Below are 15,719 nucleotides of genomic sequence, written 5' to 3'. Positions count from 1 at the left end.
CTCAGGCCGCGATCCACACGAAGCCGTCCTCGACCCGCGACGGATACGCGTTCACCGACTGCTCGGGCGCTTCCAGGCATTCGCCGGTACGCAGGTCGAAGTGCTGCTTGTACAGCGGCGATGCAACCACGACGCGCTCGCCGAGGCTGCCGATCAGTCCGCGCGACATCACGGCGGCCCGCGACACGGGATCGACGTTGTCGATCGCGAACACGCCGCCGTCGGCGTGCGCGACGTGAAACACCGCGACCTGCTCGCCGTTGACGAGCGCGCACACGCCGGTGTTCGGCACGATGTCGTCGAGCGGGCACACGCGGGTCCAGGACAGCGGAAGACGGTCGTTCATGATGGGCTCCTTGTAAAAGACGCTGGTGTCGGTCAGGGTCAAACGGTTGCGGGTTCGGCGACGACGGGAATCGACACGGGCTTGCCCCCCGCGCGCTCGCCGGGCGTCGCGGGCCGAATCTGGCCGCGCGTCTCGACGAATTCGATGGTCGTGTCCGGCGCCTCGCTGTTCACGAAGTGGCGGAAGCGCTTGCGCGTTTCGGGATCGGTGACGGCCTTCTTCCATTCGCACTCGTACGTGTCGATCACGTGCTGCATGTCGGCTTCGAGTTCGGCCGCGATCGCGAGCGTGTCGTGCACGACGACGTCGATCAGGTAGTCGAGGCCGCCTTCGAGGTTGTCGCGCCACACGCTGGTGCGTTGCAGGCGGTCGGCCGTGCGCACGTAGAACATCAGGAAACGGTCGATGTAGCGGATCAGCGTGTCACGATCGAGATCGGACGCGAGCAGCTCCGCGTGGCGCGGCTTCATCCCGCCGTTGCCGCACACGTACAGATTCCAGCCCTTCTCCGTCGCGATGATGCCGACGTCCTTTCCCTGCGCTTCCGCGCACTCGCGCGTGCAGCCGGACACGCCGAACTTGATCTTGTGCGGCGCGCGCAGCCCCTTGTAGCGATTCTCCAGGTCGATCGCGAGGCCGACCGAATCGCCGACGCCGTAGCGGCACCACGTCGACCCGACGCACGACTTCACGGTGCGCAGCGCCTTGCCGTACGCATGCCCCGATTCGAAGCCGGCCGCGATCAGTTCCTCCCAGATCGACGGCAACTGTTCGACGCGGGCACCGAACAGGTCGACGCGCTGACCGCCCGTGATCTTCGTGTACAGGCCGTATTTCTTCGCGACCTGGCCGACCGCGATCAGCCCTTCCGGCGTGACTTCGCCGCCCGGCATGCGCGGCACCACCGAATACGTGCCGTCGCGCTGGATGTTCGCGAGGTAGTAGTCGTTCGAATCCTGCAGCCCCGCGTGTTCCTTCTTCAGCACGAACTCGTTGAAACACGACGCGAGGATGCCCGCGACGGCCGGCTTGCATACGTCGCAGCCGAGCCCGCGGCCGTGCTTGTGCAGCAGTTCGTCGAACGTCGTGATGCGCTCGACGCGGATCAGATGGAACAGCTCCTGGCGCGAATGCGGGAAGTGCTCGCACAGATGGTTGTTGACCGCGAGGCCCTGCTTCTTCATCTCGGCCTTCATGATCTGCGTGACGAGCGGCACGCAGCCGCCGCACGACGTGCCGGCGCCCGTGCACGTCTTCAGCGCGCCGAGGCTCGTCGCGCCGTCGGCCACCGCCGCGCAGATCTGCGACTTCGACACGTTGTTGCACGAGCAGATCTGCGCGGCCGCGGGCAGCGCATCGACGCCGATCGCCGGCTTCGCCACGCCGTCCGACGACGGCAGGATCAGGAATTCCGGCGATTCGGGCAGCTCGATGCGGTTCAGCATCATCTGCAGCAGCGTGCCGTACTCGGTTGCGTCGCCCACCATCACCGCGCCGTGCAGGAACTTGCCGCAGTCGGACACCACGAGCTTCTTGTAGACCTGGCGGCGCTCGTCCGCGTACTGGTAAGTACGGCTGCCGGCCGTCGTGCCGTGCGCGTCGCCGATGCTCGCCACGTCGACGCCCATCAGCTTCAGCTTCGTGCTCATGTCGGCGCCTGCGAACGCGGCGGCGTCGTCGGCCTCGCCGCCGAGCTGTTTCGCGACCACGCGCGCCATGTCGTAGCCGGGCGCGACGAGGCCGTACACCATGCCGTTCCAGGCCGCGCATTCGCCAATCGCGTAGATGTCGGCGTCACTCGTGCGGCATGCGTCGTCGATCGCGACGCCGCCGCGCGGGCCGATGTCGAGCCCGCACGCGCGGGCCAGTTCGTCGCGCGCCCGGATGCCGGCCGAGAACACGATCATGTCGGTGTCGAGATGCGTGCCGTCGGCGAACGCCATCCGGTGCGTGCCTGCTTCGCCGTCGACGATCTCGAGCGTGTTCTTGCCGGTATGCACGGTCACGCCGAGCGCCTCGATCTTCGAACGCAGCATCCGGCCACCGCCGTCGTCGACCTGCACGGCCATCAGGCGCGGCGCGAATTCGACGACGTGCGTGTCGAGCCCCATGTCGTGCAGCGCCTTCGCGCATTCGAGGCCGAGCAGCCCGCCGCCGATCACGACGCCGCGCTTCGCGTGCGCGCCGCACGCCTGCATCGCTTCGAGATCCTCGATCGTCCGGTACACGAAGCAGCCCGCGCGATCGCGGCCCGGCACCGGCGGCACGAACGGACGCGAGCCCGTGGCGAGCACCAGCTTGTCGTACGCGAGCGTTTCGCCCGACACGAGCGTGACCGTATGCGCGGCGCGGTCGATCGATGCGACTTGCGCGTTCAGGCGCAGGTCGAACTGCGGATGGCGCTCGAAGAAGCCGGCTTCGACGAGCGACAGGTCGTCCGCCGACTTGCCCGCGAAGAATTCCGACAGGTGCACGCGATCGTAGGCCGGGCGCGGTTCCTCGCCGAGCACGGTGACCTGCAGCGCGCCGGCCGTGCCGGCTTGCGCCGCGACGCATTCGAGAAGCTTGTGGCCGACCATGCCGTGGCCGATGACGATGAGTTTCATGATGACGGTTCCTTCGGTCGATCAGTTCGCGGCGCCGGCGGCGGCCAGCGCGCGATCGCGCAGTTCGGCTTCGCGCGCCTTGTGTTCTTCGCTGAAGCGCACGGCCATCGCGCACAACGCGGTCGCGGTGACCGCGAGGCCGAGCAGGCTCAGCGTGTGCTGCACGTCGCCGACGCCCTTCAGCAGGAAAGCCGCGGCGACCGCGCCGACGTTGCCGCCCGCGCCGACGATCCCCGCGACGCCGCCGAGCGCCTTGCGGTCGATGAACGGCACGAGCGCGTAGGTCGCGCCGCACGCCATGTGCGTGAAGAGACCGAAGGTCAGCATCGCGACGAGGGCGATGCCGATGCCTTGCGCATGCGAGAACCAGATCAGCCCGAGCCCTTCGCCGATGATCAGCGCGCACAGCAGCATCGCGCGCACGTCGAGGCTGCGGCGGGCGGCGATCTTGTCCGACAGCCAGCCGCCGAGCGCGCGGGCGAACAGCGCGAGCAGACCGAACAGGCCGACCGCGAAACCGGCATCCTTCAGCGACAGGCTGAAGTGATCGACGTAGTACAGCGCGGCGATGTTGTGGATGAACACCTCGACGCCGAAGCACGCGCCGTACGTGACGAACAGCATCCACACGCGGTAGTTGCCGCATGCGGCGAAAAAGCTGGCCCAGCCGCCCTTCTTGCCGCTGTCGACCGTCACGCCCTGCTTGCGCAGCGCGACGAAATCGCCTTGCGGGCAGTCCTGCGTGAAGCGCCAGTAGGCCCACGCCATCACGAGCATCGCCACGCCCGGCACGACCAGCGCGACGCGCCACGACGAGTGTTCGCCGAGGCCGAGCATCAGGCCGGCGGCGACCAGCAGCGGCATCAGCGCCTGCGTCGCGCCCGCGCCCGCATTGCCCCAGCCGGCCGTCGTCGCGTTCGCGGTGCCGACCACGTTCGGCGCGAACATCACCGAGGTGTGGTACTGCGTGATCACGAAGCCCGCGCCGATCGCGCCGATGCCGAGCCGGCAGATCAGGAACCACAGGTAATCGTGCGTGAACGACACGGCGAACACGGGGATCGCGCCGAGCAGCAGCAGCCCGGCATACACGCGGCGCGGACCGAAGCGGTCGCACATCGGACCGACCAGCAGCCGCACGGCGATCGTCGCGGCCACCGCGGCGATGTTGACGTTCGCGACTTGCGCCGCCGTGAGATGGAATTCGCGCGCGATCAGCGGCATCAGCGGCGCGCACGCGAACCACGCGAAAAAGCATACGAAGAACGCCATCCACGTCAGATGGAACGCGCGCATCGGCGCGCTGCGGAAGCTGAAGAGATCGATACGGGTAGCTTTGTCGGTCATGTCATCCGCCAAACGAAAAACGGCGTCCTGCGCACCCGGTCTCGTCGAGAGACCCGATGCGTAGGACGCCGTTGCCCATGATGAAGCCCGTTGCCGGGCGCTTCTGTAATCGGTACTGCGGACGCATCGCCATTGACGCGTCCGAACCACCTTATGCAAACACCGTGCCATGTCGGCCCGAGTCGCGCTGGCGGCCCCGCCGCGCAAGGCTCGCCGGCCAGGCTGCACCGCCCTCCGGCACGCGGCGCACGATGCGCCGCGATGCAGCGAGGCACAGTTGTGGTGCGCTGCAGCACTGTCGCCGTGCGACATTGCGGTGCGCGTTGACGGGGCACGATGCACACCGATGCGGCATCGCGCCGGCCCGTGCGCGGCAAGCGCATGCATGCGTACGGCCATCGCGCGGTGCATCGCGGCGCGCGATGGCCGTACGTTGCGCCGGTTGGCCCGGATATTGCTGAACCCTATCCATCACACCGGCAACGGCGCCGGTGGGCAGTCCCCGCAAAACCCTGCTCGCCCTTCACGGCGAGCCATCCAGGACAACGGCGTCCCCCGTGCTCGGCACGGCCGGATGCCGGTGCGTTTCGACCGCCCGCCGCCGCCGCGCAACAACGCGTTATCAGACCGCCGCATGGATGCGATGCGGCACAGGAACACGACATGACGACAGGCAAAGTCACCTTGCTGGGCGCCGGCCCCGGCGACCTCGATCTCCTCACGCTGAAGGCCGTGAAAGCCCTGGCCGCCGCCGACGTGCTGCTGCTCGACGATCTCGTCGCGCCCGGCATCGTCGAACTCGCGCCGCAGGCGCGCGTGATCCGCGTCGGCAAGCGCGGCGGCTGCCGCTCCACGCCGCAGGCGTTCATCGAGCGGCTGATGCGTCGCTACGCGCTGCGCGGCGCGCACGTGGTGCGCGTGAAGGGCGGCGACGCGCTGCTGTTCGGGCGCGCCGGCGAAGAGCTCGCGACGCTGCGCGCGGCCGCGATTCCCGTGGAGATCGTCAACGGCATCTCGTCGGGGTTCGCGGCCGCCGCGAGCCTCGGCATCTCGCTCACGCACCGCGAGCACTGCCAGGGCGTCACGTTCGTCACCGCGCACCGCCAGGACCACGGCGAACCCGACTGGGCGCGGCTCGCGGCGACCGGCACCACGCTCGCGATCTACATGGGGATGAGCCGCGTCGACAGCCTCGCGGCGGGCCTGCTCACCGCGCTGCCGGCGTCGACGCCGGCGGCGGCCGTGCAATGGGCCGGCACGCCCGACGAACGCCGTTGGACCGGCACGCTCGGCGGCCTTGCATGCGGCATCGACGAAGCGCGGCTCGGCAGCCCGGCCGTGATCCTCGTCGGCGGCGCGATCGGCGAGGCGGCCGTGCAGCACGACGATGCCGCGCGCGACGCGGCGCTGGTCCGGGCCGCGTAGCATGGGCTGCATCACGCGGCGCCGGCCGCTCACCTTCTCCGAATCCATTGGCCACGTTCGCGCCGGCCGCCGGCCGCGCACGCACGGTAACGGGGCCACGCGCCGACTCGGCCGCCACATGCCGTTCGCGCGTCGCGCCGCCCTTCCGCCGCTTCCGCTCGCCTCATGAGTTCGTCCGCCCCGCCCCGCCTGCGCGTGCTGCTCGTCACCGATACCGACAAGCCGATCGGCGAGCTCGGCGACGCGCTCGCGCGCCTCGGCTACGAGATGCTGAACGACGTCGCGACGCCCGCGCGCCTGCCGGCGGCCGTCGAGGAACAACGCCCCGACGTCGTGATCATCGATACCGATTCGCCGTCGCGCGACACGCTCGAGCAACTCGCGGTGATGAACGCCACCGCGCCGCGCCCCGTGCTGATGTTCAGTCACGACGGCGATCAGGCGCTGATCCGCGCGGCGGTCGGCGCGGGCGTCAGCGCGTATCTCGTCGAAGGATTGTCGGCCGAGCGCCTCGCGCCGATTCTCGAAGTCGCGCTCGCGCGCTTCTCGCACGACGATGCGCTGCGCCGCCGGCTCGCCGACGTCGAGCGCGAACTCGCGGAGCGCAAGCTGATCGACCGCGCGAAACGCGTGCTGATGGACCAGCGCAGGCTGTCCGAGCACGATGCGTATGCGGCGCTGCGCAAGCGCGCGATGGATCAGGGCCTGCGCATCGTCGATGTCGCGCAGCAGTTGCTCGATGCGTCACCCCAGTCATGACCGCCATGAATACTTCGCCCCCCGCCGCGCCGGAACGCGCGCATCTTCGCCTCGGGTTCGTCGCGCTCAGCGACGCGGCCCCGCTGATCGTCGCGCAACGCCTGGACCTCGGCGCGCCGCACGGCCTGACGCTCGAACTGAACCGCCAGCCGTCGTGGGCCGCCGTGCGCGACAAGCTGCTGAGCGGCGAGCTCGACGCCGCGCATGCGTTGTACGGGCTCGTCTGCGGGCTGCAGCTCGGCATCGGCGGTCCGCAGGCGGACATGGCCGCGCTGATGGTGCTGAACCGCAACGGCCAGGCCATCTCGTTCTCGCGCGGCCTCGCCGACGCGTATCGCGAGCGCGGCAGCGTGCGCGACGCGCTCGCGGCGCTCGGCCGCAAGCCGCTGCTCGCCCAGACGTTCCCGACCGGCACGCACGCGATGTGGTTGAACCACTGGCTCGCATCGCACGACGTCGATCCGCTGCGCGACGTGCGCAGCGTCGTGATTCCGCCGCCCGAGATGGTCGCCGCGCTCGCGGGCGGCGAGCTCGACGGCTTCTGCGCGGGCGAACCGTGGCACGCGGTCGCCGAAGCGTGCGGCGCGGGCCGCACCGTCGCCGTCACGAGCGAGATTTGGCCCGATCATCCGGAGAAGGTGCTCGCGACCCGGCGCGACTTCGTCTCGCTGTATCCGGCCACCGCACGCGCGCTGATCCGCACGCTCGTCGATGCGTGCGCGTGGCTCGACAGCGCCGCGCACCGCCGCGAGGCGGCCGACTGGCTCGCGTCGCCCGACGCGCTCGGCGTGCCGGCCCGGCTGATCGCACCGCGCCTGCTCGGCGACTACGGCGCGGGGCCGTTCGCCACGCCGCCGCTGCCGATCCGTTTCCACGACGGCGGCGCGGTGAACCGGCCCGATCCGCGCGAAGGCCGGTGGTTCCTGACGCAATACCGGCGCTGGGGCATGCTCGACGGGCCGCACGACGACGCGGGCATCGCCGCGGCGATCGCGCAGACCGCGTTGTATGATGCTGCGGTCGCCGAAGGCGGCGCAGGCCCATCGCGGGCGTGACGCGCGCCGCGCGGTGCAGCCGACATGTGCTGCCGGGCCACGGCGCCCGGCCGCTGCCCGCTCGTGCCGCTCGTGCCGCTCGTGCCGCTCGTACCGCTCGTACCGCTTGTGCGATAGCGCCTTGCCACTCCGTCCCCGCTCCGAATCGATGCCGAAACGAACGCGCGCGCCGCTCGACGTGCTGCTCACCGAAATCCGCGCGTGCCGCGCATGCGAAGCCGACCTGCCGCTCGGCCCACACCCCGTCGTGCGCGCGCATCGCGACGCACGCATCCTGATCGTCGGGCAGGCGCCGGGCGCACGCGTCCATGCGAGCGGCATCCCTTGGGACGACGCGAGCGGCAAGCGGCTGCGCGACTGGCTCGGCGTCGACGCCGACACCTTCTACGACGAGACGCGCTTCGCGATCGTGCCGATGGGCTTCTGCTACCCGGGCCGCGGCGCGAGCGGCGACAACCCGCCGCGCCCCGAATGCGCGCAACTGTGGATCGACCGGTTGGTGGCCGAACTGCCGTCGATCCGGCTCACGCTGCTGATCGGCCAGTATGCGCAGCGGCATTTCCTGCACGGCACGCGCAAGGCGACGCTGACCGACACCGTGCACGCATGGCGCGACTACGGCCCCGCGATCCTGCCGCTGCCGCATCCGTCGCCACGCAACCAGGCATGGTTCAAACACCATCCCTGGTTCGACGCCGAGGTCGTGCCCGAGCTGCGGCGCCGGGTCGCGCCGCTCGTGGCGGGCTGACCGCGCAGGCGCCCATCCCCGTCGCGCCCGGTTCGCTGTACCATCGCGGCTCCACCGCGTCACGAACAGCAGAATCCTTCATGCCCTCCACCGCCCCGCCGCGCCTGTACGGGATGCCCGAACGCAGCGACCGGCTCGATTTCTACATCCGCGACCAGGCGTCGCGCCAGGCGATCACCGAGCCGCACCGGCACGCGTATTTCCAGATCCAGTTCAACCTCGGCGGCGACACCGAGCAGCGCATCGGCGGCGTCACGCGGCCGTTTCCGCGCGGCGCGCTCGCGTTCGTGCTGCCGCACCGCGAGCACCTGATTCCGCATCCGGAAGGCGCGCACTTCATCGTGATCAACTTCAGCCAGGCGTTCCTGCGCGCCGATCTCGACGTCGATCCGCTTGATCTCGAGGACGTGCCCGCGCACCGCTTCCCCGAGCTCACGCCGTTCCGCTTCCAGGAGCATCTCGACTTCATCCTGACCGGCGATACGTACGACGAAGCGCGCCGCCTCGCGCTGTGCATGCTCGACGCCGATCGCGTGCGCACCTTCGGCTCCACCACGTTGCTGCGCGGCTACTTGCTGCAACTGATCGGGCTCGTCTGCACGCAGTACGCGGGCGCGCTCGACAAGCTCGCGCAGCGCGGCGCCCAGCGCGCCGGCCGGCGCGACGCGCTGGCCCGCGTGCTGCGCCACGTGCGTGCGAACCTGACCCGCGAGGACTTGACGCTCGCCGCGACCGCCGAAGCCGCGTTCCTCTCCCCGAACTACCTCGCGCACCTGGTCCGCAAGGAAACCGGCAGCACCTTCACCGATCTCGTGACCGAGCGCCGGATCGCGCTGGCGCAATCGCTGCTGGCCCATACCAGCCGACGCATCGCGGACATCGCGCGCTCGGTCGGCTTCCGCGACGAAGGGTATTTCGCGCGGCGCTTCCGCGCGCGGGTCGGCGTGTCGCCGAAGGCGTACCGCGACGCGAACGCCGCGCTGCCCGCCGACGACGATGCGCCGGCGGCCGCCGACGCGTAGTTTTGTCCCGGTAAAACGCAGTTGCGTCGCATCCGGGCGCACGCGCGTCGGGTATCGTTGCACGCATGCCGGCACGGTGCGCCGGCCATCCGTCTTCCTACCGAACGAGGGCCATCCGATGTCCGCCTATGTCATCGACGCCGCCGAGCGTCCTTCCGTCGAAGTCGAACAGTCGTCCGCGCGCTTTCCGGTGCGCCGCGTATTCTGCGTCGGCCGCAACTACGCCGACCACGCCCGCGAAATGGGCGCCGACCCCGACCGCGAGCCGCCGTTCTTCTTCACGAAACCGGCCGACGCGATTGTCCCGGCCAACGGCACGGTCGCCTATCCGCCGCTGACGAACGATCTCCATCACGAAATCGAGCTGGTCGTCGCGATCGGCAAGGACGGCCGGTCGATCGACGCGGCCGACGCGCTGTCGCACGTGTGGGGCTACGGCGTCGGCGTCGACCTCACACGCCGCGACCTGCAGGCCGAGGCGAAGAAGCTGAGCCGTCCGTGGGACTGGGCGAAGGGTTTCGACGCATCGGGCCCCGTGACCGCGTTGCGCGCGGCGACGGCCACCGGCCATCCGGCCACCGGCCGCATCTGGCTCGCGGTCAACGGCGAGACCCGCCAGCAAGGCGACCTCGCCGACATGATCTGGGCCGTGCCCGACGTCATCGCGTACGTGTCGCGCTCGGTCGAGCTGAAGGCCGGCGACCTGATCTTCACCGGCACGCCGGCCGGCGTCGGCGCGCTGCAGCCGGGCGATCGCGTGACGGGCGGCGTCGACGGCATCGCGACGTTCGAATTCGTGATCGGCACGAAGCCGTAACGCGGCACGCGGGGCGAGCGCCCCCGCGATACCCCGATGCCGGTCAGTCGTAGCGGCGCAGGAAGGCATCGGCGACGGCCGGCGGGTTCAGCGCTTTCGCCGATGCGTTTTCCAGCGCCTCGGCTGCATCGTCGTCGCTGATCGACACGAACAGCGTGATGGCCGCCCTGTCGTCGCCCGTGCCGAATACGCCGTCGCGATCGAGCAGGCGCAATGCCTCGATCATGTCGGCGTGCAGTTGCCGCGAAAATTCGGTGAATCGCGACCGGACGAACTGCGGGCTCAGCACTTCGTCGGCCAGCCTGCCGCAGATCGCGTTGAACGGCGACGCCTCGGCCGCCGCGTACGCCCATTCGGAAACGCCCCACACGAACGACGGATCGTCGTCCGCAACCGCCTGCTGCGCGCTGATCCGGCGCAGCCCTTCGACCGAATTGGCTGCCGGCACCACCGTCATCGCGCCGCTGTCGGTGTACAACGCAAACGCGTAGAAATGCTCGTCCGGGTGCAACGCCCGCAGCGCCCTGAAGGTCGCCCTCGCGGCATCGGCAATGTCCCGCTGGAAATCAGAAAAGTCGCTCATCGCATCCTCGTCCAGTCGCCTTTCGTGCTCGTCGGGACACGCGGCGCGCGGATCGTGCGTCGTCTCCCGGCATGCGGCGGATTGTCCGTCATTCGGCCGCGCGCCGGTACCGGGGCGCACCCGCGCTCACCGCCCGGCGTCCTGCCCGTCGAACACCCGCACGCACACGGCGGCGGCCAGCGCGACCGCCGCCGACAGCAGCATCATCGCGAGCGGCAGGTAGCCCGCGTTGGCCGGGGTCAGCAGCGCGCCCGTCAGCGACGACAGCGCGGCGCCGCCGCCGATCGTCATCGCGCCGGCCAGCCCCGACGCGCTGCCTGCCAGCTCCCGCCGCACCGACACCGCGCCCGCATGGGCGCCGGGATTGCTCAGCCCGTTGCCGATGCCGACCAGCACGCACGGCCCGAACCATGCGAGCGCGTGGGTCGCGCCGCCGAACACGAGCACGAGGCCGATCAGCGGGCCCGCACACGCCACGACCCGCCCGCAGAGGATCGTCGTGGCCAGCGCATGGCGGCGCGCGAGCCGCGCGGCCAGGAAGCTGCCGCACACGAAACCGGCCGTGATCGTCCCCATGTAGAAGCCGATCTCCGCCGGCGCGATGCCGAACAGCGTTTTCGCGGCGAGCGGCGCGCCGGCCAGAAACGCGTAGAACGCGCCCGTCGAAAACGCCATGCAGAGCGCATAGGCCCAGAAACGGCGCGCACCCAGCAGCGCCGGATACGCGCGAAGCTGCTGCCCGAAACTCGACGGCCGATTCGTATGGGTTTCGACGAGATCGAGCGCGCCCCACGCGAACAGCGCGATGCCGACTGCGGCCAGCAACCAGAAGCTCGCGCGCCAGCCGACCGTCTGGTCGAGCGCGCCGCCGAGCGTCGGGCCGAGCATCGGCGCAAACGCGGCAGCCATCGCCGCATAGCCGATCCGGCTCGCCGCGCGCGCGCCGCCGCCGGCGTCGCGGATCGCCGCCATCGACACGGGATAAACCGACGTGATCGCCGCCTGCATCAGCCGGCAGCCGAGAAACACACGGATATCGGTCGCCATCGCGCAACCGAGCGAGCCGAGCGCGAATATCGCGACGCTCGTCAGCACGATCGGCCGCCGTCCGAACCGGTCGGACAGCGGCCCCGTCACGCATTCGAGCGACGCGGCCACCGCCGCATACCCGCCGAGCGACAGCGCGACGAGCGCATAGTCGGTGTGCAGGTCGCGCACGATCGCCGGCAGCGACGGCAGGAACAGGCTCAGCGGCAGCACCGACAACGCGCACAGCAGGATCAACGTTGCATGCCGCGGCGACGCCGGGTCGTAAGCGGTCGACAGGTTCGATGACAAGCGGATGCCCTCCCACGCACGGGCCGCATGGGCGTGCGCAATGCAAAAAAAAGCCCCCGAACGAGTCGGGGGCGCATGGATGCCGGCGCGGTGCCGCTACCGGACCCTGCGCCTGTGGACTACTACGATGAAGCAAGCCGTTTTCATGCCGAATGGCTCCTGAATGCGTGGCGGACCGCCAGCGATACCGGACGATGTTAGGCGGACGACAGCAGTCGCGTCAACGCCCTAACGCGCGTGCACCGAGACGAACTTCCGCGCGTTGTTGCGCTGGATCAGCACGGCGATCACGCTGCCGCCGGTCGCTTCGAGCGTCTGCACCTCGTCCGGCGTCTCGAGCAGCGTGTCGTTGAGCTCCAGCACGACGTCGCCCGGCTGGATGCCTGCGCGCGCGGCCGGGCCGTGCACCGCGTCCACCATCATCCCGACCGCGAGCCCCGTCGAACGGCGTTCGACGTCGCTCAACGCGTGCATCGTCAGTCCGAGACGGTCGCCGCTGTCGCCGCTGTCGCCTGTGTCGCCAGTGCCCGGCCCCGGCCGCACGGCGGCCTTCGGCGCGGCCATGCCGACCGTCGCCGCCGCGCTCCCGCCCGCTTCGTCGGCGCCCGTGATCGTCAGCATCATCGGCGCACGGTTGCGGATCACGCGCAGCGGCGCCTTCCCGCCGGGCGGCAGCGCGGCGGCCAGGTCGTTCAGTTCGGCCGAACGACCGATGGCCTTGTCGCCCATCTTCACGATCACGTCGCCGGGCTTCAAGCCGGCCACGGCGGCCGGCGAGCCGGGCTCGACGCCGTTGACGAGCGCGCCTGCCGGACGCGGCAGCCCGAACGCCGCGGCCAGACCGACGCCGACGTCCTGCACGTCGATGCCGAATGCATTGACGGACGGCGCGCCCGGCACGGGCGCCTGAGGCTGCTGCGTCTGCATCTGCGCCTGCTGTTGCGCGCGCAACTGGGCGCGCACCTTTGCCGCGAATGCGATCGGAATGGCGAAGGTCGTGCTCGCGTAGCGGTCGGTGCCCGTATAGACCTGTACCGCGATGCCGATCACGTCGCCCGCGCGATTGAACACGGGGCCGCCCGAGTTGTCCGGGTTCGGTGCGATGTCGGTCTCGAAGAACGGGAATGCACTGCCGTCCGGCAACCGGCGCGACGTCGCGCTGACGATGCCGGCCGTCACCGTGTTGCCCGATCCGTCCGGCGCGCCGATCGTCATCACCGGTTCGCCCGCGCGGACTTTCGACGAATCGCCGACCCGCACGAACGGCAGCTTCGTCGCGTCGACGCGCAGCACGGCCACGTCGCTTTGCGGATCGACGGCCAGCACCGTCGCCTTGAATTCGCGGCGGTCGGTAAGCCGCACGGTCACGTCGGTCGCCTCGTCGACCACATGGGCGGACGTGAGAATCAGGCCATCGGCGCTGACGATGAAACCCGAGCCGCTGCCGGACACCGCGCGCGGCGCCGTATCGGGCGCCGGCGCCTGCGGCCCCTGCGCGGGCGGCGGTGCGCCATGCCGGAAGAACGCGGCGAGCGGATCGTCGGGATCGAGGACGGCAAAGGCCGCGCCGCCGGTTTGCGGATCGGGGGTGGCGGCCAGGATGGTCACGACCGCCGGGCCGTAGCGCTCGACGATCGCCGGGAAATCGACCGGCATCGCGTAAGGCGCGGCGGGCGGCCGCGCCTTCATCGCCGGCGGTGCGGCATGCGGCGCGAGGGTGCCGGCAGCGGCGGCGGGCGGCGGCAAACATCCGGCAAACACGCCCCCGATCAACGCGGTGCGAAGCACGGCGCGAGCAAGCGTCTGGCAAACCACGGCGCAACCTCCCCCGGCAGCCGCGGCGCCACGTTGCGCGAGACGCGCAGGCGCCCGACAAGCACCGGTACACCCAACCATTTATAGCCCACGTGCCGGGTGGAACATACGAATCGAAACCCGTATGCCGGGAGGCGCCGTGGCGGCGGAACCGCGACGGCGTTCGTTTCGAACAAAGTACGCGGTTCGTCAATCCGCACAAGTCCTGCGACCGCTCACTCCCCGCCGACTCGCTCCGCGATCGCCGACACCATCCGCAACATCGGCTCGAACGCATCGGCCGACGTATTGCCGAAACCGAGCACGAGCCCGTTGCCGGCCCGCCCCGCATCGATCGCGAAACCCGACAGCGGAAACGGCCCGATGCCATGCGCGCGCGCCGCTTCGACGATCGCGCGATCGCGATAACGCGCCGGCAGCCGCAGTGCGAGATGCAGCCCGCACGGGCCGCCCTCGACCTGGTGCGGCACGCTCAGGCTGCTATCGAGCGCGGCGAGCAGCAAACGCCGCCGGTCACGGTACAACCGGCGCATCCGCCCGAGATGCCGGCCGTACTCGCCCGTCTCGATGAAATCGGCCAGCGCGAGCTGCACATGGCGCGTCCCGCCGCGCAGCATCTCCGGCAGCGCCGGCCGCACGGCGGCCAGCAACGCGTCGGGCAGCACGAGAAAACCGATCCGCAGCGCCGGAAACATCGTCTTGCTGAACGAGCCGAGATAGACGACCGGCGAATCGGGCGCGAGCCCATGCATCGCGCCGATCGGCTCGCCGGTGTGACGGAATTCGCTGTCGTAGTCGTCCTCGATGATCCACGCGCGATGGCGGCGCGCCGCATCGATCAGCGCGAGCCGGCGCGAGATCGACAGCACGGCGCCGGTCGGGAACTGGTTCGACGGCGTCGTGTAGACGAGGCGCGGCGGCCGCTCGCGCCAGTCGTCCGGTGCCGCGCGCAGTCCTTCCGCGTCGACAGGCATCGGCACGACGTCGAGGTCGGCCGCCTGCATCGCGGTGCGCGCGCCACGATAGCCGGGCTCCTCGACCCACACCGTATCGCCCGGATTGGTCAGCAACTGCGCGCACAGCGCGATCGCCCCCTGCGCGCCCTCCGTGATCACGATCTGCTCGGGATCGCAGCGTATCCCGCGCGTGACGGCCAGGTGGCGCGCGATCGATTCGCGCAACGCCGGCTCGCCGAGCGGATCGCCGTACGCCAGCAGGTCGCGGCCGGCGCGGCGCAACGCGCGGTCGATTGCGTGCCGCCACGCATCCACCGGGAAATGCGACAGCGCCGGCACGCCGGGCCGGAAACCCTCCGATTCGCCGGTGCCGACGAGGCTTGGCCGAATCCGGCCGAGCCGCTGCGCGACGGCCGGCGGCGCGGCACGCCGGCGCGGCGGCGCGGGCCGCGACAACCCGACGACCCGCGTGCCGCGACGGTCCGACTGCAGGAAGCCTTCGGCGACGAGCTGCTCGTACACGGCGGCCGTCGTATTGCGCGACACACCGAGCGTTTCGGCCAGCGCGCGCGTGCCGGGCAGCCGCGTGCCGGCCGGCATCGCGCCGCCGAGAATCGCGTCGCGCACGCGGCGCAACAACTGGCGCTGCAGCGAAGGTGCGCCGGGCGCACGCGCCAGCGGCGCATCGAGCGGCAGCAACGGCGCGTCGCCGGAAGGAAAGGGAGTCGTCATCGGAACGTCGCAGCGTGAAAAGGTCGACCGTACGGTGAACGGCGTACGGCCGACGGCCACCGATCGTGGCACCATAAATTTGCCGTTCTCTGGCGCTTCTCATGGTACCTCGCCGGGACTACGATCGTCTGCATGCCGGCATGTCGCCGGCCGCCAACCGAAGCGAGATC

Annotated in this window: 13 protein-coding genes; 6 read left to right on the top strand and 7 right to left on the bottom strand. The window is 70.4% G+C overall.

Annotated elements, in window-relative coordinates:
* Position 1 precedes the first annotated feature (1 nt).
* Genes nirD through C4B30_RS03300 form a run of 3 tightly spaced genes read right to left on the bottom strand, consistent with a single transcriptional unit; the run spans position 2 to position 4,299 of the window.
* Positions 2-346, bottom strand: a complete 345-nt coding sequence (gene nirD / locus C4B30_RS03310) for a nitrite reductase small subunit NirD (RefSeq protein ID WP_027780790.1) — start codon at positions 344-346, stop codon at positions 2-4.
* Positions 347-384: 38 nt separating this feature from the next.
* Complete coding sequence (nirB, locus tag C4B30_RS03305) at positions 385-2,952, bottom strand: nitrite reductase large subunit NirB (RefSeq protein ID WP_105131714.1); 2,568 nt, start codon at positions 2,950-2,952, stop codon at positions 385-387.
* A 21-nt stretch (positions 2,953-2,973) separates the two neighbouring features.
* Positions 2,974-4,299: an MFS transporter gene (locus C4B30_RS03300; RefSeq protein WP_105131713.1), complete on the bottom strand. Its 1,326-nt coding sequence runs from the start codon at positions 4,297-4,299 to the stop codon at positions 2,974-2,976.
* Positions 4,300-4,962: 663 nt separating this feature from the next.
* Between C4B30_RS03300 and cobA the strand changes: the two genes are divergently transcribed.
* The 6 genes from cobA (at position 4,963) to C4B30_RS03265 (ending at position 10,125) form a co-directional block, all read left to right on the top strand.
* Positions 4,963-5,724 (top strand): uroporphyrinogen-III C-methyltransferase, encoded by a 762-nt coding sequence (gene cobA / locus C4B30_RS03290; protein ID WP_105131712.1) that lies wholly within the window; start codon positions 4,963-4,965, stop codon positions 5,722-5,724.
* A gap of 165 nt (positions 5,725-5,889) precedes the next feature.
* Positions 5,890-6,483 (top strand): ANTAR domain-containing response regulator, encoded by a 594-nt coding sequence (locus C4B30_RS03285; protein ID WP_105131711.1) that lies wholly within the window; start codon positions 5,890-5,892, stop codon positions 6,481-6,483.
* 5 nt (positions 6,484-6,488) lie between these two features.
* Positions 6,489-7,538 carry a CmpA/NrtA family ABC transporter substrate-binding protein gene (locus C4B30_RS03280; RefSeq protein WP_105131787.1) on the top strand — a complete coding sequence of 350 codons (1,050 nt, stop codon included), beginning with the start codon at positions 6,489-6,491 and terminating at the stop codon, positions 7,536-7,538.
* 148 nt (positions 7,539-7,686) lie between these two features.
* Positions 7,687-8,286, top strand: coding sequence for a uracil-DNA glycosylase family protein (locus C4B30_RS03275; RefSeq protein WP_105131710.1), 600 nt, complete (start codon positions 7,687-7,689; stop codon positions 8,284-8,286).
* Between the two features lie 80 nt (positions 8,287-8,366).
* Positions 8,367-9,308 (top strand): helix-turn-helix transcriptional regulator, encoded by a 942-nt coding sequence (locus C4B30_RS03270; RefSeq protein ID WP_027780797.1) that lies wholly within the window; start codon positions 8,367-8,369, stop codon positions 9,306-9,308.
* Positions 9,309-9,426: 118 nt separating this feature from the next.
* Positions 9,427-10,125 (top strand): fumarylacetoacetate hydrolase family protein, encoded by a 699-nt coding sequence (locus C4B30_RS03265; RefSeq protein WP_105131709.1) that lies wholly within the window; start codon positions 9,427-9,429, stop codon positions 10,123-10,125.
* A gap of 43 nt (positions 10,126-10,168) precedes the next feature.
* On the opposite strand, the gene C4B30_RS03260 is transcribed toward C4B30_RS03265, so the two are convergent.
* From C4B30_RS03260 to pdxR, 4 genes are all read right to left on the bottom strand, one after another.
* Positions 10,169-10,708: a DUF4303 domain-containing protein gene (locus tag C4B30_RS03260; RefSeq protein ID WP_089502372.1), complete on the bottom strand. Its 540-nt coding sequence runs from the start codon at positions 10,706-10,708 to the stop codon at positions 10,169-10,171.
* A 126-nt stretch (positions 10,709-10,834) separates the two neighbouring features.
* The gene (locus C4B30_RS03255) at positions 10,835-12,046 is read right to left on the bottom strand and encodes an MFS transporter (RefSeq protein ID WP_105131708.1); all 1,212 of its coding nucleotides are present in this window, start codon (positions 12,044-12,046) and stop codon (positions 10,835-10,837) included.
* 228 nt (positions 12,047-12,274) lie between these two features.
* Positions 12,275-13,861 (bottom strand): trypsin-like peptidase domain-containing protein, encoded by a 1,587-nt coding sequence (locus C4B30_RS03250; protein ID WP_199779033.1) that lies wholly within the window; start codon positions 13,859-13,861, stop codon positions 12,275-12,277.
* 215 nt (positions 13,862-14,076) lie between these two features.
* A complete protein-coding gene (pdxR, locus tag C4B30_RS03245; RefSeq protein WP_105131706.1) occupies positions 14,077-15,549 on the bottom strand; it encodes a MocR-like pyridoxine biosynthesis transcription factor PdxR in 1,473 nt (490 codons plus the stop codon).
* Positions 15,550-15,719: the final 170 nt, after the last annotated feature.

The sequence above is a fragment of the Burkholderia sp. BE12 genome (genome assembly GCF_002959955.1).
GTDB lineage: Bacteria > Pseudomonadota > Gammaproteobacteria > Burkholderiales > Burkholderiaceae > Burkholderia.
Note: the sequence above shows the minus strand (reverse complement) of the source record. Positions and strands in the feature narration are given on the sequence as shown.